This is a genomic window from Variovorax sp. MPBD4-3 (assembly GCF_058809745.1).
Genome location: NZ_JBXASW010000045.1, coordinates 21,704 through 41,232 on the forward strand (window position 1 = coordinate 21,704; position 19,529 = coordinate 41,232).

The window sequence follows — 19,529 nt, forward strand, 5'->3', positions numbered from 1 at the left end:
CATGAGTGCACTTGCCGGACTTGTCGATGCGTTGCTGGCCGCCCGGCTGACGCCGCGGCTGGACGTGCTCGGCATCAAGCCCGAGACCACCATCGGTGCGCCGGGCCCGGCCATTGCGGTCGGCAAGGTCGCGAACGATGTGCGGCTGCCCTCCAACGCGGCGCTCGACCGGCAGATTCCGGCCGGGAGCCCGGGCGGGGCGGCGCATGCGTCTTCCGGCGCGGGGCCCTCGGCCGCGACGCAGCTTTCGCTGGCGGCGCGCGTGATCGGCGCCGTGCTGGCCGACCTGCAGGCGGAGCCGGGGCCGGTGCGCGGCGCCGCGCCGTTGTCGGCGGCCCGGCAGCCCGCGAGCGCCCAGGCGCTGGCGGGCACGCTGGCGCAGACGGTGTCGAACAGCGGGCTCTTCTACGAGTCGCACCTCGCGGAGTTCGCCGCGGGCGGACGATCGCTGGCGCAGATGGCGCAGGAGCCGCAGGCGAAGTGGTCGGCGCCGCTGGCCACCGCTGCCGCCAGACCGGCGGCTGCGGCTGCGGCTGCAGCTGCCGTGGCGCAAGCCGTGCTGGCCGACATACCCGAGATGGCGCCTGCGATGCCGGCGGCTGCCGGAGCACCCGCTGCCGCGGCGGCACAGACGCCGGCCGCCGTGCCCGGCGCGCTGGTGCCGAATGCGCCCGCCACGGCCGCTGCGACGGCTGATGCCAAACCGAATCCAGATGGTTCCGCACCTTCTGGTATGCCCGGCAAGAGCGACGCTTCTGGCGCGGCCGACGCCGCGCCATCCGCCGATGCCGCCCGCGTGCAGGCGGCCTATCGCCAGCCTGGCGCCGCGACTGCCGATGCCATGCAGGCGCATCGCGCGAGCCAGGCGGAAGCCGCGCGCCAGTCCGACAGCCAGGCCGCTCCGCCTGCTTCGCGCAGCGCGAACAGCGCCGAAGTGATCCATCCGCAAGCGGTGGCGCTCGTGCACCAGCAGCTCGATCTGCTGGCCAGCGCCAATTTCCGCTGGAGCGGGCAGGCCTGGCCCGATGTGCCGATGTCATGGTCGATCGAGGAAGAACAGCGCCAGCCCGACGCGCGTGGCGGCGCCGATCCGCAAGACGAGGCCACGCGCCGCTGGTCGACCACCGTGTCGCTGGTGCTGCCGCGCCTGGGCGAGGTCGACCTGCGCCTGAGCCTGGCGGGCGCCAGCGTGCAGGCACACCTGTCCGCCCGCGAGGCCGACACCATGGCGCGCCTGCGGGACGACGCCGGCCGGCTGACACAGCGTTTCGAGGCCGCCGGCCTGCAGCTGCAGCAGTTGCAGGTCACGGCGAAGGCCCATGCATGAACGGCGCGCCTGCCAACCGCAACAGCGCGGTCGCGCTGTCGTATGCGGACAAGACCAAGGCGCCTGTCGTCGTGGCCAAGGGCTACGGCGTGGTCGCCGAATCGATCATGCGCCAGGCGCGCGAGAACGGGCTGTATGTGCACGCGTCCGCGGACCTCGTGAGGCTCCTGATGCAGGTCAACCTCGACCAGCAGATCCCGCCGCAGCTCTACCGAGCGGTTGCCGAAGTGATGGCATGGATCTATGGCCTGGAAAGTCAGGGCGAATCGCACGCCGGACACCAAATCGAAACATGATCTATTCGAATGGCTGCATTTATGCAGCACTCAAATAATTAACCTCAAATTCACATGTTACACATGTAATAGTATTTTTCAATACGGTTTGCAAGATGAATGAATTATGGACGAAAAGGGCTCTCGGTAACACTTGGTTTCAGTGCCGGGAACCGCTCGCGTCCAACGTGGATTCCCTCTCTGTACGAGGGAGAGACCCTTCGCTGTTGTCAGATTTTTCCTACATTTTTTGCCGAGATTCTTAGCAGATACTTCAAAGTGTAAAACTTTGTGTATATAATGTATACACGATTGATTGGAGCACGGAGTGGACGTGAAATCGGAAATGGAAATAGACGTGGAAAATTGCAATCCCAGTGCAAACGGTGTGATTTCGAAGGAAATCGGCGAGATTAATCTGGCCTATATGCTGCTTGCCCAGAAGCTGGTCAAACAAGACCGGGCAGAGGCCATGTTTCGCCTCGGAGTGGGGCGCGAACTCGCCGATCTGCTGGCGAACATGTCGCTCAGCCAGATCGTCAAGCTGGCTGCATCCAACTTCCTGTTGTGCAGCTTCAGGCTCGACGACAGGCCGATGTTCGCGGTGGTCGGCGAAGGCAAGGAGCCCGCGCTCCAGCAGGCGCACATGTCGATCCTGATGGCCGCGCGCCAGGCGCAGTCGCAGGCGGCATCGGCATCGCAGATGCGCGAACCTGGAGCGGCGGCCGCATGACCCGCAAGAGCGTCCTTGGCGAAGTCCGAGAGGTGCAACTCGCTGTCGAGCTGATCGGGCTGGGCGCCCGCCTGCAGTTCCTGGAAGCTGCCGTCGCGTTGAGCCGGGAGCGCTTGATCCGCCTGTACAAGGAACTTAAGGGCGTCTCGCCGCCCAAGGGCCTGCTGCCGTTCTCTACCGACTGGTACATGACCTGGCTGGCCAACATCCACTCGTCGATGTTCTACAACATCTACCGCTTCATGCTCGACGAGGCGGACGAGAGCGAACTGCCCGCGCTCATCAAGGCCTACCGCCTCTACACCGAGCAGGTCGGCTCGCAGGGCGGCGAGGTGGTGCTCGATTTCACCCGCGCCGAGACGATGGTGCGTTTCTTCGACAGCGACATGCTGCAGCTGAGCACCTGCTGCCGGTGCGGCGGCCACTTCGTGGCGCATGCGCACGACAACAAGAACGGTTATGTGTGTGTCCTGTGCCGTCCGCCTTCGCGCGCGGGCAAGGCACGAAAGCCCAAGGTCGCCGAAGTGCGGCGGGGCGGACTGATCTCCGTGGGACCGGTGCTCGACATCGGGGGCGCGGTCTAGGTAGGCACCCTGCGCCACGGCACGGGGTTTTTGGTTTGACGCCCAAGGGCGATAGGGGAAGCGCGTGCTGGTTCTGGTTGGATATCTCGTGGTGATCGGTGCCGTGTTCGGGGGCTATGCCCTCATGGGCGGGCACTTCGGCGTCCTGTTCCAGCCGGTGGAGTTGCTCATGATCGGCGGCTCCGCGCTGGGTGCCTTCATTGCCGGCAACAACGGCAAGACCATCAAGGCGACCATCAAGGAGCTGCCGCTGCTGCTGCGCTCCTCCAAGCACAACCGCCAGCTCTACATGGACCTGCTGGCGCTGCTGTACGAGCTGCTCGCCAAGGCCCGCAAGGAGGGCATGATGAAGCTGGAGGCCGACGTCGAGGACCCGGGCTCGAGCGAAATCTTCCTGCGCTATCCGAACATCCTGGCGCACGAGGGCATCACCGTCTTCCTGTGCGACTACCTGCGCCTGGTCATCAGCGGCAACACCGACGCGCACGAGATCGAGGCGCTCATGGACCACGAGATCGAGACCATCCGCCACGAGGCCGAAGTGCCTGGCCACAGCCTCTCGCGCGTGGCCGACGCGTTGCCCGCGCTGGGCATCGTCGCCGCCGTGATGGGCGTGGTGCACGCGCTCGCCTCGGCCGACCTGCCGCCTTCGGAAATGGGCGCGCTCATTGCCCACGCGATGGTCGGCACCTTCCTGGGCGTGCTGCTGGCGTACGGCTTCGTGTCGCCGCTGGCCACGCTGGTCGAACAGAAGGTGGAAGAGGGCATGAAGATCTACCAGTGCGCCAAGGTCACGCTGCTGGCCAGCCTCAATGGCTACGCGCCGCAGCTTGCGGTGGAGTTCGGCCGCAAGGTGCTTTTCTCGACGGAGCGCCCGTCGTTCACCGAGCTGGACGACCACGTCCGCGAGGTCAAGGCGCGCTGACGCCCCGCCCAGAGAAGAGCGAACAAGCGAGCGACCATGAGCGAAGGCAAGCCCCAGATCATCATCAAGCACGTCCACAAGGGCGGGGGCGGCGGCCATCACGGCGGCGGCTGGAAGATCGCGTATGCCGACTTCATGACGGCCATGATGGCTTTCTTCCTGGTCATGTGGCTGCTGTCCATCTCCAGCCCCAAGCAGCGCGAAGGCATTGCCGAGCACTTCCGCATGCCGCTGCGCGTGGCGATGCACGGCGGCGACAAGGCCAGCCTGAGCTCCAGCATGATCCCCGGCGGCGGCGCCGACGTGATGCATGTCGAGGGCGAGGTCAAGCAGTCCGACGCCGAGGAAGAAGCCGACGCGAACCGCCTGGCCGCGATGAAGAAGCAGCTCGACGAGCTGATCGAGAAGAGCCCGGTGTTCCGTCAGTTCCGCTCGCAGATCCTGATCGACATCACCACCGAGGGGCTGCGCCTGCAGATCGTCGACACGGAGAACCGCCCGATGTTCGAGCTGGCCAGCGCCCGCGTGGTGCCGCACATGCGCGCCATCCTGCGCGAGCTGGCGCCGGTGCTCAACGGCCTGCCCAACAAGCTCACGCTGTCGGGCCACACCGACGCCATCGTCTACACCAACGACAAGACCTACGGCAACTGGGAGCTGTCGGCCGACCGTGCCAACGCTTCGCGCCGCGAGCTCGTGGCCGGCGGCATGGTCGAGGGCAAGGTGCTGCGCGTGATCGGCCTGGCCGACAGCATGCACCTGGACCGCGCCGACCCGCGCAACCCGATCAACCGGCGCATCAGCATCATCCTGCTCAACCACAAGACCCAGGAACGCATCGAGCGCGAGAACAGCAGCGACGGCGGCAGCAGCACGCGTGTCGGCAAGCTGCCTCCCGCGAACAGCGCGCCCAAGGCCGCGGCGACGACGGAATAACAACGCAGACAACCCAAGGGGACGGCGCCAGCGCCGGCCCGGAGCAACGAGATGGACCTCAGTCAATTCACCCAGGCATTCTTCGTCGAAGCCATCGAGCTTCTCGCGGAGATGGAGCAACTGTTGCTGGAGCTCGACGTCGATGCTCCCGACAGCGAGCAGCTCAATGCCATCTTCCGCGCCGCGCACTCCATCAAGGGCGGTGCGGCGACGTTCGGTTTCACCGCCTTGACCAACACCACGCACGTGCTCGAAACGCTTCTGGACCGCGCCCGCCACGGGCAGCTGAGCCTGAACGGTCGAATGATCGATGCATTTCTGGAAACGAAGGACGCCTTGCAAGAACAACTCACCGCATACCAGGCCGGCCAGGAGCCGAACCCTGACATGGTCGCGCACATCTGCGGCGTGCTTCAGCAACTCGCGCTGGAAAGCGGCGACGAAAGCCTTGCGGCGCACGCTGCCGCCACGGCGGCGGCCCCCGCGCCCGCAGCGGCTCCCGCACCCGCGCCCGCCGCGGCGCCGGCCGAGGCCGCCGCCCCCGCCGGCGACGGCGTGCTGCGCATCCGCTTCGCCCGCCTCTCCGACAGCGAATGCGACCTGCTCGCCGGCGAACTCTCCAACCTCGGCAACGTGGTGTCGCGCACGCGCACCAACGACCAGCTGACGGTGCTGCTCGAGACCACCTGCGACCCCGACGACATCGTCGCCGTGTGCTGCTTCGTCATCGACGAATCGCAGATCGACATCACGCGCGAAGCGGCCGGCGCCGTGGCGGCGCCCGAGCCCGCGGCGGCGGCACCGGCCGAGGCGCCCGCCAAGCCGCCGGCCGTGGTCGCCGCCGCCGCGCCGGCTGTGCAGGCCGCGCCGCCCGCGCCGGTGGCGGCAGCGCCCGCCGCGGCGTCCGCCGCCAAGGAATCCAGCTCCATCCGCGTCGACGTGGAGAAGGTCGACCAGCTCATCAACCTCGTGGGCGAACTCGTCATCACGCAGTCGATGCTCACGCAGGCCGCGACCATGCTCGACCCGGTGGCCTACGAACGCTTCCTCAGCGGCCTCGGCCACCTGGAGCGCAACGCGCGCGACCTGCAGGAATCGGTCATGTCCATCCGCATGATGCCGATGGACTACGTGTTCAGCCGCTTCCCGCGCGTGATCCGCGACGTCAGCGCCAAGCTGGGCAAGCAGGTGCGCCTGGACACCTACGGCAAGGAAACCGAGCTCGACAAGGGCCTGATCGAGCGCATCGTCGACCCGCTCACGCACCTGGTGCGCAACAGCCTCGACCACGGCATCGAGACGCCCGAAGTGCGCCTGGCCAAGGGCAAGGACGCCACCGGCCAGCTGCTGCTGTCGGCGCAGCACCACGGCGGCAACATCGTGATCGAGGTGAGCGACGACGGCGCCGGCCTCAACCGCGAACGCATCCTGGCCAAGGCCATGCAGCAGGGCATGGCGGTGAGCGAGACCATGCCCGACGAGGAGGTGTGGCAACTCATCTTCGCGCCCGGCTTCTCCACCGCCGAGCAGGTGACCGACATCTCGGGCCGCGGCGTGGGCATGGACGTGGTCAAGCGCAACATCCAGGAAATGGGCGGCCATGTGGAAATCCACTCGCGCGGTGGGCAGGGCACCACCACGCGCATCGTGCTGCCGCTGACGCTGGCCATCCTGAACGGCATGTCGGTGAAGGTGGGCGACGAGGCCTACATCCTGCCGCTGAGCTACGTGATCGAGTCGCTGCAGCCGCTGCCGGAGCACCTGCATTCCATCACCGCCGATGGCCACGTGATCCGCGTGCGCGGCGAATACCTGCCGCTGATCGAACTGCACCGCGTGTTCGACGTGGCGGGCGCGCAGACGCATCCGACGCAGGGCATCCTGGTGATCGTGCAGGCCGACGACAGCCGCTTCGCGCTGCTGGTCGACGAACTGCTCGGACAGCACCAGGTGGTGGTGAAGAACCTGGAAACCAACTATCGCAAGGTGCCCGGCATCTCGGCCGCGACCATCCTCGGCGACGGCAGCGTGGCCTTCATCATCGACGTGGGCGCCATGCCACGCATCCAGCGCGCGCAAGCCGCGAGCGCGGCTGCCCTGGCGGGAGCCTCCCGGAGGGCCGACGCCATCGCGCTCTGAGACCCACGGAGACAGCTGAATGCGTTTCGACTTCTTCAGACGTTCGGGTTCCGGCGGCGCCGATGGCGCGGACGGCACCGAAGCCGCGCGCGGCCAGGATGCCGCCGCGAACGGCCACGTGGCCTATGCCATGCTGCTCGACGCGCAGCGGCGCGTCACCGGCTACCGGCTGGCCTGGCGGCCGGCGGGCGAACAGGCGGCCGCCCAGGCGGGCGCCGGCATCAAGGCGCTGATGGACACCGCGGCGCTGCACCTCAACCCCGAGGACGGCGGCTGGCAGCTCGGCGCCATGCTGCTGTTCGTGGATGTCTCGGTCGACGCGCTGTTCCAGAGCGAACTGCAGTCGCTGCCGGCGCAGAGCGTGGTGCTGTGCATGGCCAAGGAAGACCTGATGGACGCCGAGCTGCGCTCCATCCTGCTGTTCCTGCGCGAACAGGGCTTCGGCTTCATGCTGCGCGGCGCCGCGGCGCTGCCGGAAGACCCCGAGCTGCGCGCCATCGTCACCCACTTCGAGGTGGACGCGCTGGACGCCGAGACCGTGGTGCGCGTGCGCCAGGAAACCCAGCAGGGCAATCCGCCGGTCGAGCTGGTGGCGCCCCGCGTGAACACCTGGAAGGAATTCGATGCCTGCGCCGCGCGGCGCGTGAACGTGTTCATCGACGGCGCGTTCCGCAATCCGCCGGTGCGCGACGTGGACGACGCCCTGCAGCCCGAGTCGCTGCTGATCGTGCAGCTCATGCAGATGATCCAGCGCAACGAAGACGTGCGCGTCATCGAGGCGGCGCTCAAGCACGACGCGGCGCTCACCTACCGGCTGCTGCGCTACATCAATTCGCCTTCGGTCGGCATGGCGGTGGAGATCCATTCGCTGCGCCATGCGGTGGCCATGCTCGGCTATTCGCCGCTGTACCGCTGGCTGTCGCTGCTGCTGGCCACCAGCAACAAGGCCAGCTCGCCGTTCATGATGAAGAAGGCCATCGTGCGCGGCCGCTTCGTCGAGCTGATGGGGCAGGGCATGCTGCCGCCCAGCGAATCCGACAACCTGTTCGTGGCGGGCATGTTCTCGCTGCTCGACCAGCTGCTGGGCGTGTCGATGGAAGGCGTGCTGCGCAAGGTGCAGCTCACCGAGTCGGTGCAGCAGGCCATCCTGTCGCGCGGCGGCCTTTACGGGCCCTTCGTGGCGCTGGCCGAGAGCTGCGAGCTGGACGACGGCCAGGCCCCGCGCCTGGCCGAGGCTCTTTTCCTCAGCGCGGCGCAGGTCAACGCGGCGCAACTTTCGGCGCTGGTGTGGTCCCAGGACGCGAGTCCGGCCGCGGCGGGGCCCTGACATGACATTGAAAGTGCAGGGCTTTTGTGCATCTGATCGCTCCATTGGAAACGGGGAGCGGTATGTACATTGAAAGCCATGCTTCCAGGCTGGCTGTGAATAACGAGTTCCTCTTTACCGATAGCGACTTCTCGAGAATCCGGACCCTCATCCATCGCCGCGCTGGCATCGCCCTTGGCGACCAGAAGCGGCAGATGGTGTACAGCCGGCTCTCGCGTCGCCTGAGGGAGCTTCAGCTCCCCGAGTTCTCCACGTACCTCGACTGGCTGGAGTCCAGCGCGGACGGCGGGGAGTGGCAGTTGTTCATCAACTCGCTGACCACCAACCTGACATCGTTCTTCCGCGAGGCGCACCACTTTCCGGCGCTGGCCGCGCATGTGCGCAAGATGCCGCAGCCGGTGACGGTGTGGTGCGCGGCCGCATCGACCGGCGAGGAGCCGTATTCGATCGCCATCACGCTGATGGAGGCGCTGGGCGACAAGGCGGGTTCGGCGCGCGTCATCGCGACCGACATCGACACGGCGGTGCTGGCCAAGGCCGCGGCCGGCGTGTTCACCACCGAGCAGGTCGCGCGGCTGTCGCCGGAGCGGCTGCGGCGCTTCTTCAACAAGGGCACCGGCGCCAATGCGGGCAAGGTGCGCATCCGCCCCGAGGTGGCCGCGCTGGTGAAGTTCTCGCGGCTCAACCTGCTGGACAGCGCCTGGTCCGTGAAGGAGCCGGTCGACGCGATCTTCTGCCGCAACGTGATGATCTATTTCGACAAGCCGACGCAGAAGAAGGTGCTCGACCGCTTCGTGCCGCTGCTCAAGCCGAACGGTCTGCTGTTCGCCGGGCATTCGGAGAACGCGTCGCTGGTCAACCAGGCGTTCAAGTCGCTGGGCCAGACGGTGTACGAACTGGCGCGCACGCGCGCCCCGGGCGCGGCATGAGCAACACCAGCCCCAGCGCGCCGGATTCGGTGGCGACCCACCACTACTTCGACCGCGACGTCGGCCACAAGGCGGTGAAGCTGCTGCCGTCGGAGTACTACGTGACAACGGACGACACCGTGCTGAGCACCGTGCTGGGCTCCTGCGTGGCCGCGTGCCTGCACGACGCCGAGGCCGGCGTGGCCGGCATGAACCACTTCATGCTGCCCGACGACAGCGAGTCCGGCATGCGCGACCCGGTCGACTCCATGCGCTACGGCACCTACGCGATGGACGTGCTGATCCGCGAGCTGGTGCGCGCGGGCGCTCGCCGCGACCGGCTGCAGGCCAAGGTGTTCGGCGGCGGCGCGGTGCTGGCCAACATGACCACGCTGAACATCGGCGACCGCAACGCGGACTTCGTGCTGCGCTATCTGCGCACGGAGCGCATCGAGGTCGCCGCGCAAGACCTGCGCGGGCCGCACGCGCGGCGCGTGTACTTCATGCCGGCCACCGGCAAGGCGATCGTGCGCAAGCTGCGCGCGCAGACGGAAGTCCGGTCGATCCAGCGCGAGGAGGGCGAACTGCTGCGCAGTCTGTCCGGCCTGCGCGCGGTGCCCGACCTGGAGAAAACAAGCAACGCCCCGGGCGCCCGCATGGCGCCCCTGGCCGCCATCAAAGGAAACCGGTGAGCGTCAAGAAAATAAAAGTGCTGTGCGTCGACGATTCGGCGCTGATCCGCAGCGTGATGACCGAGATCATCAACAGCCAGAGCGACATGACCGTGGTGGGCACTGCAGCCGATCCGCTGGTGGCGCGCGACCTCATCAAGGTCACCAACCCCGACGTGCTCACGCTCGACGTCGAAATGCCGCGCATGGACGGTCTGGAGTTCCTCGAGAAGCTCATGCGCCTGCGGCCGATGCCGGTGGTCATGGTGTCTTCACTGACCGAGCGGGGCTCGGAGATCGCGCTGCGCGCGCTCGAGCTGGGCGCCATCGACTTCGTGACCAAGCCGCGCCTGGGCGTGCGCGACGGCCTGCTCAACTACACCGAGCTGATCGCCGGCAAGATCCGCACGGCCGCCAGCGCGCGGCTGCTGCCGAGCCGGCACGCGGCCGCGGCCAAGTCACCGGCCGACGCGCCGCAGGAATCGCTGCTGCGCAGCCCGCTGCTCAGTACCGAGAAGCTGATCATCATCGGCGCCTCCACCGGCGGCACCGAGGCCATCCGCGAGGTGCTGCAGCCGCTGCCGCCCGACTCGCCCGCGGTGATGATCGCGCAGCACATGCCGGCCGGCTTCACGCGTTCGTTCGCGCAGCGCCTGGACGGCCTGTGCCGCATCAACGTCAAGGAAGCGGAGCACGGCGAGCGCGTGCTGCCGGGCTATGCGTACATCGCGCCGGGCGGCTTTCACCTGTCGCTGGGCCGAAGCGGCGCCAACTACGTGGCGCACCTCGACCAGGAGCCGCCGGTGAACCGCCACCGCCCGTCCATCGACGTGCTGTTCGATTCGGCCGCCAAGTACGCGGGCAAGAACGCCATCGGCATCATCCTGACCGGCATGGGCAAGGACGGCGCCGAGGGCCTGCTGCGCATGAAGCGCGCCGGCGCCCACACGCTGGCGCAGGACGAGGCCAGCTGCGTGGTCTTCGGCATGCCGCGCGAGGCCATCGCGCTGGGTGCGGTGGACGACGTATCCCCCCTGAGTGAAGTGAGTCGCCGGGTTCTGGCGCACCTTCGCACGTTCGGCGAACGTGCGAACCGAGTTTGAAAATCGACCTGTTGGAGTTGGAAATATCGTGATCGACAAGAGCATCAAAATCCTGGTTGTGGACGACTTCCCGACCATGCGCCGCATCGTGCGCAACCTGCTGAAGGAACTGGAGTTCCTCAACGTCGACGAGGCCGAGGACGGCGCGGCCGGTATCGAGAAACTGCGCGGCGGCAATTTCGGCTTCGTGGTGTCCGACTGGAACATGCCGAACATGGACGGCCTGACCATGCTGCAGACCATCCGCGCCGACCCCGAGCTCAAGAAGCTCCCGGTGCTGATGGTCACGGCCGAGGCCAAGAAGGAAAACATCGTGGCGGCCGCGCAGGCGGGCGCCAACGGCTATGTGGTGAAGCCCTTCACCGCCGCCACGCTCGAAGAGAAGATCACCAAGATCTTCGAGAAGCTGGCCAAAGAGGCGGCCTGACATGAGCCAGGACGCATCGGTGGCCGCGGACTCCACCAACAACACCGCGGAACAACTGCTCGGGCGCATCGGCCAGCTCACGCGCCAGCTGCGCGAAGGCTTGCGCGAGCTGGGTCTGGACAAGCAGGTGGCCAAGGCCGCCCAGGCCATTCCCGACGCGCGCGACCGCCTGAGCTACGTGGCGGCGACCACAGAGCGCGCGGCGCACCGCGCGCTCAACGCCATCGACGTGGCGCAGCCGCTGCAGGAAGCGCTGGCCAGCGACGCCAAGGGCCTGAGCAAGCGCTGGGACCAGTGGTTCGAGAACCCGCTCGAGCTCGACCAGGCGCGCGAGCTGGTGCTGGACACGCGCGGCTACCTCAACGAGGTGCCCGATCGCGCCAGCGCCATCAACTCGCAGCTGATGGAAATCCTCATGGCGCAGGACTTCCAGGACCTGACCGGCCAGGTCATCAAGAAGATGATGGAAGTGGTCAACGACGTGGAGACGCAGCTGCTCCAGGTGCTGATCGACAACTCCCCGCCCGAGAAGCGCCAGGAAGCCGCCCATAGCCTGCAGAACGGCCCGCAGGTCAAGCCCGGCAACCCCGAGGCCGTGACCGACCAGGCCCAGGTGGACGACCTGCTGGAGAGCCTGGGATTCTAGAGCCCGCCCGGCCCTGCTTCATTGGCCGAACTGCAGGGCGATAAGGGCCCTTATCGGCAGATTGTTCCGGACGACCGAATTCAATAATTTGGTCATGAGCAAGGCGTACTTCGCCACTGCTGGTTCGGAGCATGAATGGCTGAGGAAAGCGATCTCGAAAAAACGGAACCCGCCTCCGAGCGGCGCCTGGAAAAGGCGCGCGAGGAAGGCAACGTTGCCCGTTCACGGGAGCTCACCACCTTCGTGATGCTGGGCACCGCGAGCGCGGGCCTGTGGTTCAGCGCGGGGCTGCTCGGCGAGAGCATGGACGGCTCGCTGCGCCGCGGCCTGCAGTTCGAGCGCGCCAGCGCGTTCGACACCTCGCACATGCTGGCCCAGACCGGGCTCATGGGGCTGCAGACGCTGCTGGCCATCGGCCCGCTGTTCGCCATGATGATGGTGGCGGCCGTGGCCGCGCCGCTGATGCTCGGCGGCTGGATGTTCTCCGTCGAGGCCGTCGCGCCGAAGTTCAGCAAGATCAATCCGCTGGCCGGCATCGCGCGCATGTTCTCCGCCCAGTCGCTGGCCGAGCTGGTCAAGGCGCTGGCCAAGTCGGCGCTGATCGGCGGCGTGGCATGGTGGGTGATCGCGGGCGACATCGGCACGGTGATGGCCCTCATGGCACAGCCCGCGCACTACGCGCTGCCGCACGCTCTGGTGCTGGTGGCCAAGCACTGCGTTCTGATCGCGGCCACGCTGTTCCTGGTGGCGCTGATCGACGTGCCGTTCCAGCTCTGGAGCTACTACCGCAAGCTGCGCATGTCGCGCGAAGACCTGCGCCAGGAGCACAAGGAAAGCGAAGGCGACCCCCACATCAAGGCGCAGATCCGCCGCCAGCAACAGCAGATCGCCAAGCGCCGGATGATGTCCGAGGTGCCCAAGGCCGACATCGTGCTGACCAACCCCACCCACTTCGCGGTGGCGCTGAAATACCTGGACAGCGACATGCGCGCGCCGCGCGTGGTCGCCAAGGGCACCGACCTGGTCGCCGAGCGCATCCGCGAACTGGCGAAGGAACACAACGTCGCCATCCTCGAGGCGCCGCCGCTCACGCGTTCGCTCTACAAGCACACCAAGGTGGGCGAGGAGATTCCGAGCGGCCTCTACACCGCGGTGGCCGAAGTGCTGGCGTGGGTCTACCAGCTCAAGCGCTGGAAGAGCGAGGGCGGCGACGCCCCGCGCACCCCCACCGACCTGCAGGTGCCGCAAGCCCTTGAATACACAGTGAAAGACACAGCGAAAGCCGCATGAACGCGATGACCAACCTGTTGCGTCTGCCGACGCAGATGTTCTCCGGATCGCAGTTCAAGGGACTGGCCGGGCCGATTCTCATCATCATGATCCTGAGCATGATGGTGCTGCCGCTGCCGCCATTCCTGCTCGACCTGCTGTTCACCTTCAACATCGCCATGTCGGTGATGGTGCTGCTGGTGAGCATGTACACCATGAAGGCGCTCGACTTCGCGGCCTTCCCGGCGGTGCTGCTGTTCTCCACGCTGCTGCGCCTGTCGCTGAACGTGGCCTCCACGCGCGTGGTGCTGATGAACGGCCACACCGGCCCGGACGCGGCCGGCAAGGTGATCGAGGCGTTCGGCCACTTCCTGGTGGGCGGCAACTTCGCGGTGGGCGTGATGGTGTTCATCATCCTCGTGCTCATCAACTTCATGGTGATCACCAAGGGCGCGGGCCGCATCGCCGAGGTGGGCGCGCGCTTCATGCTCGACGCGATGCCCGGCAAGCAGATGGCCATCGACGCCGACCTCAACGCCGGCCTGATCGGCGAGGAAGTGGCCCGCAAGCGCCGCCAGGAAGTGGCGCAGGAAGCCGACTTCTACGGCTCGATGGACGGTGCCAGCAAGTTCGTGCGCGGCGACGCGATCGCGGGCCTGCTCATCATGGTGATCAACATCATCGGCGGGCTGGTGGTCGGCATGGTGCAGCACGGCCTGGACTTTTCCACCGCCGGCAAGACCTACACGCTGCTGGCCATCGGCGACGGCCTGGTGGCGCAGATCCCGGCGCTGGTGATCTCGACCGCGGCCGGCGTGATCGTCTCGCGCGTGACCACCGACGAAGACGTCGGCAGCCAGCTCACCGGGCAGCTGTTCTCCAACCCGCAGGTGCTGTTCCTGACGGCCGGCATCGTCGGCCTGCTGGGCATGATTCCCGGCATGCCGAACCTGGCGTTCCTGCTGATCGCGGGCGGCCTGGTGTGGTTGGGCCGCCGCCTGGTGCAGCGCAAGCCGCAGCAGCAGGCAGCGCAGGAGGCGGCCGCCGCGCAGGCCGCCAACCTCGCGCCCGGCAGCGAGATGGCCGAGGCCACCTGGGACGACGTGGCCATGGTCGACCCGCTGGGCATGCAGGTCGGCTACCGCCTGATTCCGCTGGTGGACCAGTCGCAGCAGGGCGAGCTGCTGGGCCGCATCAAGAGCATCCGCAAGAAGATCGCTCAGGACATCGGCTTCCTGGTGCCGGTGGTGCACATCCGCGACAACCTGGAGATCAAGCCCAACACCTACGTCATCACCCTGAAGGACGTGGAGATCGGCCGCGGCGAGGCCTTCCCGAACCAGTGGATGGCCATCAACCCGGGCCAGGTGTCGGGCACGCTGCCCGGCGCGCCCACGCGCGACCCGGCCTTCGGCCTGCCCGCGGTGTGGATCGACGCCAGCCAGCGCCAGCAGGCGCAGGTGTACGGCTACACGGTGGTCGATGCCTGCACCGTGATGGCCACGCACCTGAACCACCTCATACAGACGCATGCCGCCGAACTGCTGGGCCGCCAGGAAGTGCAGCAGCTGCTCGACCAGATCGCCAAGACCGCGCCCAAGCTCACCGAGGACCTGGTGCCGAAGGTGCTGTCGCTCAGCACGCTGCACAAGGTGCTGCAGAACCTGCTCGACGAAGAGGTGCCGATCCGCGACATGCGCACCATCCTCGACGTGATGGCCGAGCACGCGCCGACCATCAAGGACCCGACCGAGCTCACCACGCTCACGCGCCTGGCGCTGGGCCGCGCCATCACGCAGCAGCTGTTCCCGGGCGATGGCGAGATGCAGGTCATCGGCCTGGACGGCGCGCTCGACGGCGTGCTGCAGCAGGCGCTGGGCAGCAGCGGCGGCATCGAGCCCGGCATTGCCGACAACCTGCTGCACCAGGCGCAGGCGGCCATCCAGCGGCAGGAGCAGATGGGGCTGGCCCCGGTGCTCGTGGTGCAGCACTCGCTGCGCGTGCTGCTGTCGCGTTTCCTGCGGCGCAGCCTGCCGCAGCTCAAGGTTCTTTCGCACGCGGAAATCCCTGATTCCCGCACCATCAAGATCACCGCCGCCATTGGAGGACGAGGTTGAATTCCCAGCAGAACGACGTGCGCACCACCGCACGCAAATTCGTCGCGGCCACCAGCCGCGAAGCCCTGAGGCTGGTGCGCGAGGCGCTGGGCGCCGACGCCATCGTGCTGACCCACCGTGCCACCGCCGAGGGCGTCGAGATCGTCGCCATGGTGGAGGGCGACGTGCAGGGCGTAGCGCGCAACGCGGCGCCGGCGGCTGCCGCGGCCGCACCCGTGCCCGCACCTGCGGCTGTCCCTGTCGCGGCGCCCGTTGCACAGGCCGCTCCGGTCGCACCTGTCGCACCTGTCGCACCTGTTGTTCAGGCCGCGCGCCCCGCGCCGCAGCCCGTGGCCGCGCCCGCGCCAGCACCCGCGCTCCACGGCGACACCGTGCTCAACGAACTGCACTCCATGCGCGGCATGATCGAAGAGCAGCTCGCCAGCGTGGTCTGGAACGACAAGCAGCGCCGCGACCCGGTGCGCGGCCGCCTGCTGCGCACGCTGCTGGGCGCCGGCTTCAGCGCGCGCCTGTCGAAGGCCATGCTCGAGAAGCTGCCCACCGGCCAGACCTACGCCGAAGGCATGGCCTACGTGCGGTCCGAGCTGATCCGCGCGGTGCCCGTGCATGAAGACGAGGACGCCCTGTTCGCGCAGGGCGGCGTGTATGCGCTGATGGGGCCGACCGGCGTCGGCAAGACCACCACCACCGCCAAGCTGGCCGCGCGCTGCGTGATGCGCTTCGGCGCCGACAAGCTCGCGCTGGTGACCACCGACAGCTACCGTATCGGCGCCTACGAGCAGCTGCGCATCTACGGCCAGATCCTCAACGTGCCCGTCTACGCCGTGAAGGACGCGGCCGACCTGCACCTGGTGCTGCAGGATCTGCGCGACAAGCACATGGTGCTGATCGACACCGTCGGCATGAGCCAGCGCGACCGCGCCGTGCCCGAGCAGATCGCCATGCTGGGCCAGAGCCCGCGCCCGGTGAAGCGGCTGCTGCTGCTCAACGCCACCAGCCACGGCGACACGCTCAACGAAGTGGTGCACGCCTACCGCCACGGCAACGACCTGACCGGCTGCATCTTCACCAAGGTCGACGAGTCCACGCATCCGGGCGCGCTGATCGACACCGTCATCCGCCATCGCCTGCCGGTGCACTACATCTCCAGCGGCCAGAAGGTGCCCGAGAACCTGATGCAGGCCGACCGCGCGCAACTGGTGGACAGCGTGTTCCAGCCGCGCCAGCACAACCCGTTGTTCGTGCCCGCCGAAAGCGACCTGCAGGAAGAGCCCGCGGGCACCGCGCCGTCGGCGCAGGTGGTGCAGGCGCAGGGCGAAGCCGACCGCCTGCGGCTGAAGTACCAGAACCTGATCCGCGCGATGGCGCACGACGCGCAAGAACTGGCCACCGCCGCCAGCGCGCTGGCCGGCGCGCAGATCGGCTTCGAGCGTGCGCGCGGGCTGTGGCGCAATGCCGCCGACGAAGACATCGGCCAGAAGGCCGTGCTTCAGGACCTGATGGTGCATGCGCGCGGCGAGATCGCCGCCGGCTGCGAGACCCATGTGCTTGCGCTGTGCGGCCAGGTCGGCCTGCGCTCCAACGAAGGCGGCGACGCCTACGAATGCCACGGCAGCCTGCTGCTGTCGGACCGCAGCGGCCTGCCGCTGGCCGCGCCCAACCAATGGCTTTCCACCGCCGCCACGCGCGGCATGAAAGACGCCTCCCGCAAGCCGGGCGCGCGCCAGGTGCCGTGGCTGCGCCAGCAGGACTTCGGCGACAAGCCGATGGTGCACGTGCTCACGCGCCTGCCCGGCCTCGAGTCGATGCTGCAGTGGCAGGCGGGTGGCCAGCGCTGGCTGGCGCGCGCGCCGGGCTCCACGGCGGTGGTCGATGCGCGCACCGGCGCACCCGACACGCTCGCGCGGCTGGACTTCGAGTTCAGCGAAGGGCAGGCCGTGCGCTTCCGCGGCAAGGCCGCGCTGCGCTGCGAGGCGCAGGTCGACGTGGTGCTGCGCTTCAACGCGGCCGCGGTGGCGGCGGGCGTCGGGCGCGAGGCCATGCCCGCGCTGCGCTGCGTCGCCACGCGCATGCTCGACGCGCGCAGCGGCAACGTGCTGGCGCAGAGCTATGCGCTCACGAACATCGGCACCGAGGTGAAGGCGCGCCAGCTCGCCCAATGGCAGGCCTGGGCCAACGACGCCGAGCCATGCTTCCGCCTGCTGCGCGACGGCGTGCAACTGGTCGGCGGCATCGGCGAACTGGGCGACCCGAACAACATGAAGCGCCTGCTCATCGCCGGCCAGATGACCACCACCGTGTGGCGGCTGGCGCAGGCCGAGGGCGAATGGGCCGACCGCACCCGCGTGCTGCTGGGCCAGCTGACCGGGCGCCCGGTGCGCAACGGCCGGCTCATGAGCGGCAGCGCGCTGTATGCGGGCGTGGGCAAGCTTTTCCTGTTGCTGGAGGCGCTGGGCACCGAGTCCACCGCGCCCGTGCAGGCGCCGCGCGCGCTGGAGCCGCAGGGTTGAGGAGATCGCAATGAGCAAGATGGTCGCGGACCAGGCCGACGGGTTGCGCCGCCTGCTGGCGCAGACGCAGACACGCGTGGTCGCGGTCACGAGCATGGGCCCGGGCGCCGGTGCCACCACGGCCGCGATGAACCTCGGCGCCGCGCTGGTGCAGCAGGGCAAGAACGTGCTGCTGCTCGATGAGCACTGTCCCAAGGTCGGCTCGGCCTGCGAGGTCTGGGCCATCGATCCGCTGGGCGGGCTGGCCGACGTGGCCTCCGGCCGGCTCACGCTCGCGAGCGCGGCGGTGCGCGCCGGCAGCGGCGTGCACGTGCTGCCCGCGCCGCCCGGCGTGGCCGGCGACGACACCGACCCGCGCACGATGTGGCGCGACGGCGTGGTCATCGTCGACGCGGCGCTCGACAGCGAAGGCCGCCTGTCGCCGCTCGCGCAGGCCGCCGACGAACTCCTGCTGGTGCTGCAGCCGCAGCCCGCGTCGATCACCACCGCCTATGCGGGCATCAAGCGCCTGCACTACGCGCACGGACTCAAGCAACTGCGCTTTCTCGTCAACGGCGTGGCCGAGGTCGAGGCGGCGCGCCGGATCATGAGCAACCTGGCCAACGCCGGCAGCCGCTACCTGGCGCTGTCGCTGGAGGCGGCCGGCTGGGCCCGCTTCGACGCGCGCGTCGCCGATGCATGGCGGCTGAAGCAGACCATCGTCGAGGCCTTTCCCGCGAGCGCGGCAGCGGTCGATTTCCGCCGCGTGGCCGACGACATGGGCCGCTGGCCCTGGCGCGCCGATGCGCGCGCCGGCGTTGCTCCAGGCAAGCCAGCCCAGGCCGTGATGCACGCGGCCGCAGCCGCCTGACCCGGTTCCGGCAGATAACCGCAAGAGGACGTCCGTGTACACCGCACAGGGAACCATCGAGAAATCGCACCTGCTGGCGCAGCATCAGCCGCTGGTGCGCCGCATCGCATTGCAGATGATGGCCAAGCTGCCCGCCAGCGTGGAGCTGGACGACCTGATCCAGGCCGGCATGCTGGGCCTGCTGGATGCGTCCAGCCGCTACCAGGACAACCGTGGGGCGCAGTTCGAGACCTTCGTCAGCCAGCGCATCCGCGGCGCCATGCTCGACGAGCTGCGCGCCAGCGACTGGGGCTCGCGCGGCCTGCGCCAGTCGGCCCGTGGCATCGAGAAGGCCATTCATGCGCTCGGCCACCGGCTCGGGCGCGCGCCGAGCGAAGGCGAGATCGCCAAGGAACTGAAGATGGACCTGGAGGCCTACCAGTCCATGCTGCAGGAAATACATGGCTGCCAGCTGCTCTACGTGGAGGACTTCGCGAAGGACGACCCGGACAACCCGTTCCTGGACATCCACTCGCAGGACGCGCGCCGCGACCGGCGCAGTGGTGATGACCCGCTGGAGCAATTGCTGGAGAGCGGCTTCCGCCACCAGCTGGTGGATGCCATTTCGGCGCTGCCCGAGCGCGACCAGCTGCTGCTGAACCTCTACTACGAGGAAGAACTGAACCTGCGCGAGATCGGCGCCATCCTGGAAGTGAGCCAGTCGCGCGTGTGCCAGCTGCACAGCCAGGCGATCAGCAGGCTGCGCGCGAAGCTCAAGGACCTGCTCTGACGACGACGCAGCC

The 19,529-nt window shown here is 68.1% G+C and carries 18 protein-coding genes; all 18 read left to right on the forward strand.

Going from position 1 to position 19,529, the window contains the following annotated elements; all coding sequences use genetic code 11:
* The first annotated feature begins 1 nt into the window (after position 1).
* Positions 2 to 1,327: a flagellar hook-length control protein FliK gene (gene fliK, locus AC1RVW_RS22460; protein ID WP_493202588.1), complete on the forward strand. Its 1,326-nt coding sequence runs from the start codon at positions 2 to 4 to the stop codon at positions 1,325 to 1,327.
* Positions 1,324 to 1,623, forward strand: a complete 300-nt coding sequence (locus AC1RVW_RS22465) for an EscU/YscU/HrcU family type III secretion system export apparatus switch protein (protein ID WP_493202590.1) — start codon at positions 1,324 to 1,326, stop codon at positions 1,621 to 1,623. Before fliK ends, AC1RVW_RS22465 begins: the two co-directional genes overlap by 4 nt.
* A gap of 325 nt (positions 1,624 to 1,948) precedes the next feature.
* On the forward strand, positions 1,949 to 2,335 hold the full coding sequence (gene flhD, locus AC1RVW_RS22470) for a flagellar transcriptional regulator FlhD (protein ID WP_106937134.1): 387 nt from the start codon (positions 1,949 to 1,951) through the stop codon (positions 2,333 to 2,335).
* Complete coding sequence (gene flhC / locus AC1RVW_RS22475; RefSeq protein ID WP_081271448.1) at positions 2,332 to 2,919, forward strand: flagellar transcriptional regulator FlhC; 588 nt, start codon at positions 2,332 to 2,334, stop codon at positions 2,917 to 2,919. Before flhD ends, flhC begins: the two co-directional genes overlap by 4 nt.
* 64 nt (positions 2,920 to 2,983) lie before the next feature.
* Positions 2,984 to 3,844 (forward strand): flagellar motor stator protein MotA, encoded by an 861-nt coding sequence (gene motA / locus AC1RVW_RS22480; RefSeq protein WP_081271447.1) that lies wholly within the window; start codon positions 2,984 to 2,986, stop codon positions 3,842 to 3,844.
* A 36-nt stretch (positions 3,845 to 3,880) separates the two neighbouring features.
* A complete protein-coding gene (gene motB / locus AC1RVW_RS22485) occupies positions 3,881 to 4,780 on the forward strand; it encodes a flagellar motor protein MotB (protein WP_081271446.1) in 900 nt (299 codons plus the stop codon).
* A gap of 51 nt (positions 4,781 to 4,831) precedes the next feature.
* Positions 4,832 to 6,919 carry a chemotaxis protein CheA gene (cheA, locus tag AC1RVW_RS22490; protein ID WP_409196077.1) on the forward strand — a complete coding sequence of 696 codons (2,088 nt, stop codon included), beginning with the start codon at positions 4,832 to 4,834 and terminating at the stop codon, positions 6,917 to 6,919.
* Positions 6,920 to 6,938: 19 nt separating this feature from the next.
* The gene (locus AC1RVW_RS22495) at positions 6,939 to 8,246 is read left to right on the forward strand and encodes an EAL and HDOD domain-containing protein (RefSeq protein ID WP_493202594.1); all 1,308 of its coding nucleotides are present in this window, start codon (positions 6,939 to 6,941) and stop codon (positions 8,244 to 8,246) included.
* A 62-nt stretch (positions 8,247 to 8,308) separates the two neighbouring features.
* Positions 8,309 to 9,175: a CheR family methyltransferase gene (locus AC1RVW_RS22500; RefSeq protein ID WP_106937137.1), complete on the forward strand. Its 867-nt coding sequence runs from the start codon at positions 8,309 to 8,311 to the stop codon at positions 9,173 to 9,175.
* Entirely contained in the window at positions 9,172 to 9,846 is a 675-nt protein-coding gene (gene cheD, locus AC1RVW_RS22505; RefSeq protein WP_493202596.1) for a chemoreceptor glutamine deamidase CheD, read from the forward strand. Before AC1RVW_RS22500 ends, cheD begins: the two co-directional genes overlap by 4 nt.
* Positions 9,847 to 9,902: 56 nt before the next feature.
* Complete coding sequence (locus AC1RVW_RS22510) at positions 9,903 to 10,928, forward strand: protein-glutamate methylesterase/protein-glutamine glutaminase (protein ID WP_253819748.1); 1,026 nt, start codon at positions 9,903 to 9,905, stop codon at positions 10,926 to 10,928.
* A gap of 31 nt (positions 10,929 to 10,959) precedes the next feature.
* Complete coding sequence (gene cheY / locus AC1RVW_RS22515; RefSeq protein ID WP_172839779.1) at positions 10,960 to 11,355, forward strand: chemotaxis response regulator CheY; 396 nt, start codon at positions 10,960 to 10,962, stop codon at positions 11,353 to 11,355.
* A gap of 1 nt (position 11,356) precedes the next feature.
* Positions 11,357 to 12,001, forward strand: coding sequence for a protein phosphatase CheZ (cheZ, locus tag AC1RVW_RS22520; RefSeq protein ID WP_081266204.1), 645 nt, complete (start codon positions 11,357 to 11,359; stop codon positions 11,999 to 12,001).
* Between the two features lie 135 nt (positions 12,002 to 12,136).
* Positions 12,137 to 13,291: a flagellar biosynthesis protein FlhB gene (gene flhB, locus AC1RVW_RS22525; protein ID WP_081266205.1), complete on the forward strand. Its 1,155-nt coding sequence runs from the start codon at positions 12,137 to 12,139 to the stop codon at positions 13,289 to 13,291.
* Positions 13,288 to 15,387: a flagellar biosynthesis protein FlhA gene (flhA, locus tag AC1RVW_RS22530; protein ID WP_081266206.1), complete on the forward strand. Its 2,100-nt coding sequence runs from the start codon at positions 13,288 to 13,290 to the stop codon at positions 15,385 to 15,387. Before flhB ends, flhA begins: the two co-directional genes overlap by 4 nt.
* Positions 15,384 to 17,897 (forward strand): flagellar biosynthesis GTPase FlhF, encoded by a 2,514-nt coding sequence (gene flhF, locus AC1RVW_RS22535; RefSeq protein ID WP_409196073.1) that lies wholly within the window; start codon positions 15,384 to 15,386, stop codon positions 17,895 to 17,897. The genes flhA and flhF overlap by 4 nt, the downstream gene beginning before the upstream one ends.
* Positions 17,898 to 17,907: 10 nt before the next feature.
* Positions 17,908 to 18,747, forward strand: a complete 840-nt coding sequence (locus tag AC1RVW_RS22540; protein WP_409196072.1) for a MinD/ParA family ATP-binding protein — start codon at positions 17,908 to 17,910, stop codon at positions 18,745 to 18,747.
* A 34-nt stretch (positions 18,748 to 18,781) separates the two neighbouring features.
* Complete coding sequence (locus AC1RVW_RS22545; protein WP_081266208.1) at positions 18,782 to 19,516, forward strand: RNA polymerase sigma factor FliA; 735 nt, start codon at positions 18,782 to 18,784, stop codon at positions 19,514 to 19,516.
* Positions 19,517 to 19,529: the final 13 nt, after the last annotated feature.

What these genes read in the sequence shown, in the direction of transcription:
- fliK (WP_493202588.1), top strand. Translation starts at nt 2, where the DNA reads ATGAGTGCACTTGCCGGACTTGTCGATGCGTTGCTGGCCGCCCGGCTG.
- AC1RVW_RS22465 (WP_493202590.1), top strand. Translation starts at nt 1,324, where the DNA reads ATGAACGGCGCGCCTGCCAACCGCAACAGCGCGGTCGCGCTGTCGTAT.
- flhD (WP_106937134.1), top strand. Translation starts at nt 1,949, where the DNA reads ATGGAAATAGACGTGGAAAATTGCAATCCCAGTGCAAACGGTGTGATT.
- flhC (WP_081271448.1), top strand. Translation starts at nt 2,332, where the DNA reads ATGACCCGCAAGAGCGTCCTTGGCGAAGTCCGAGAGGTGCAACTCGCT.
- motB (WP_081271446.1), top strand. Translation starts at nt 3,881, where the DNA reads ATGAGCGAAGGCAAGCCCCAGATCATCATCAAGCACGTCCACAAGGGC.
- cheA (WP_409196077.1), top strand. Translation starts at nt 4,832, where the DNA reads ATGGACCTCAGTCAATTCACCCAGGCATTCTTCGTCGAAGCCATCGAG.
- AC1RVW_RS22495 (WP_493202594.1), top strand. Translation starts at nt 6,939, where the DNA reads ATGCGTTTCGACTTCTTCAGACGTTCGGGTTCCGGCGGCGCCGATGGC.
- AC1RVW_RS22500 (WP_106937137.1), top strand. Translation starts at nt 8,309, where the DNA reads ATGTACATTGAAAGCCATGCTTCCAGGCTGGCTGTGAATAACGAGTTC.
- cheD (WP_493202596.1), top strand. Translation starts at nt 9,172, where the DNA reads ATGAGCAACACCAGCCCCAGCGCGCCGGATTCGGTGGCGACCCACCAC.
- AC1RVW_RS22510 (WP_253819748.1), top strand. Translation starts at nt 9,903, where the DNA reads ATGACCGAGATCATCAACAGCCAGAGCGACATGACCGTGGTGGGCACT.
- cheZ (WP_081266204.1), top strand. Translation starts at nt 11,357, where the DNA reads ATGAGCCAGGACGCATCGGTGGCCGCGGACTCCACCAACAACACCGCG.
- flhB (WP_081266205.1), top strand. Translation starts at nt 12,137, where the DNA reads ATGGCTGAGGAAAGCGATCTCGAAAAAACGGAACCCGCCTCCGAGCGG.
- flhA (WP_081266206.1), top strand. Translation starts at nt 13,288, where the DNA reads ATGAACGCGATGACCAACCTGTTGCGTCTGCCGACGCAGATGTTCTCC.
- AC1RVW_RS22540 (WP_409196072.1), top strand. Translation starts at nt 17,908, where the DNA reads ATGAGCAAGATGGTCGCGGACCAGGCCGACGGGTTGCGCCGCCTGCTG.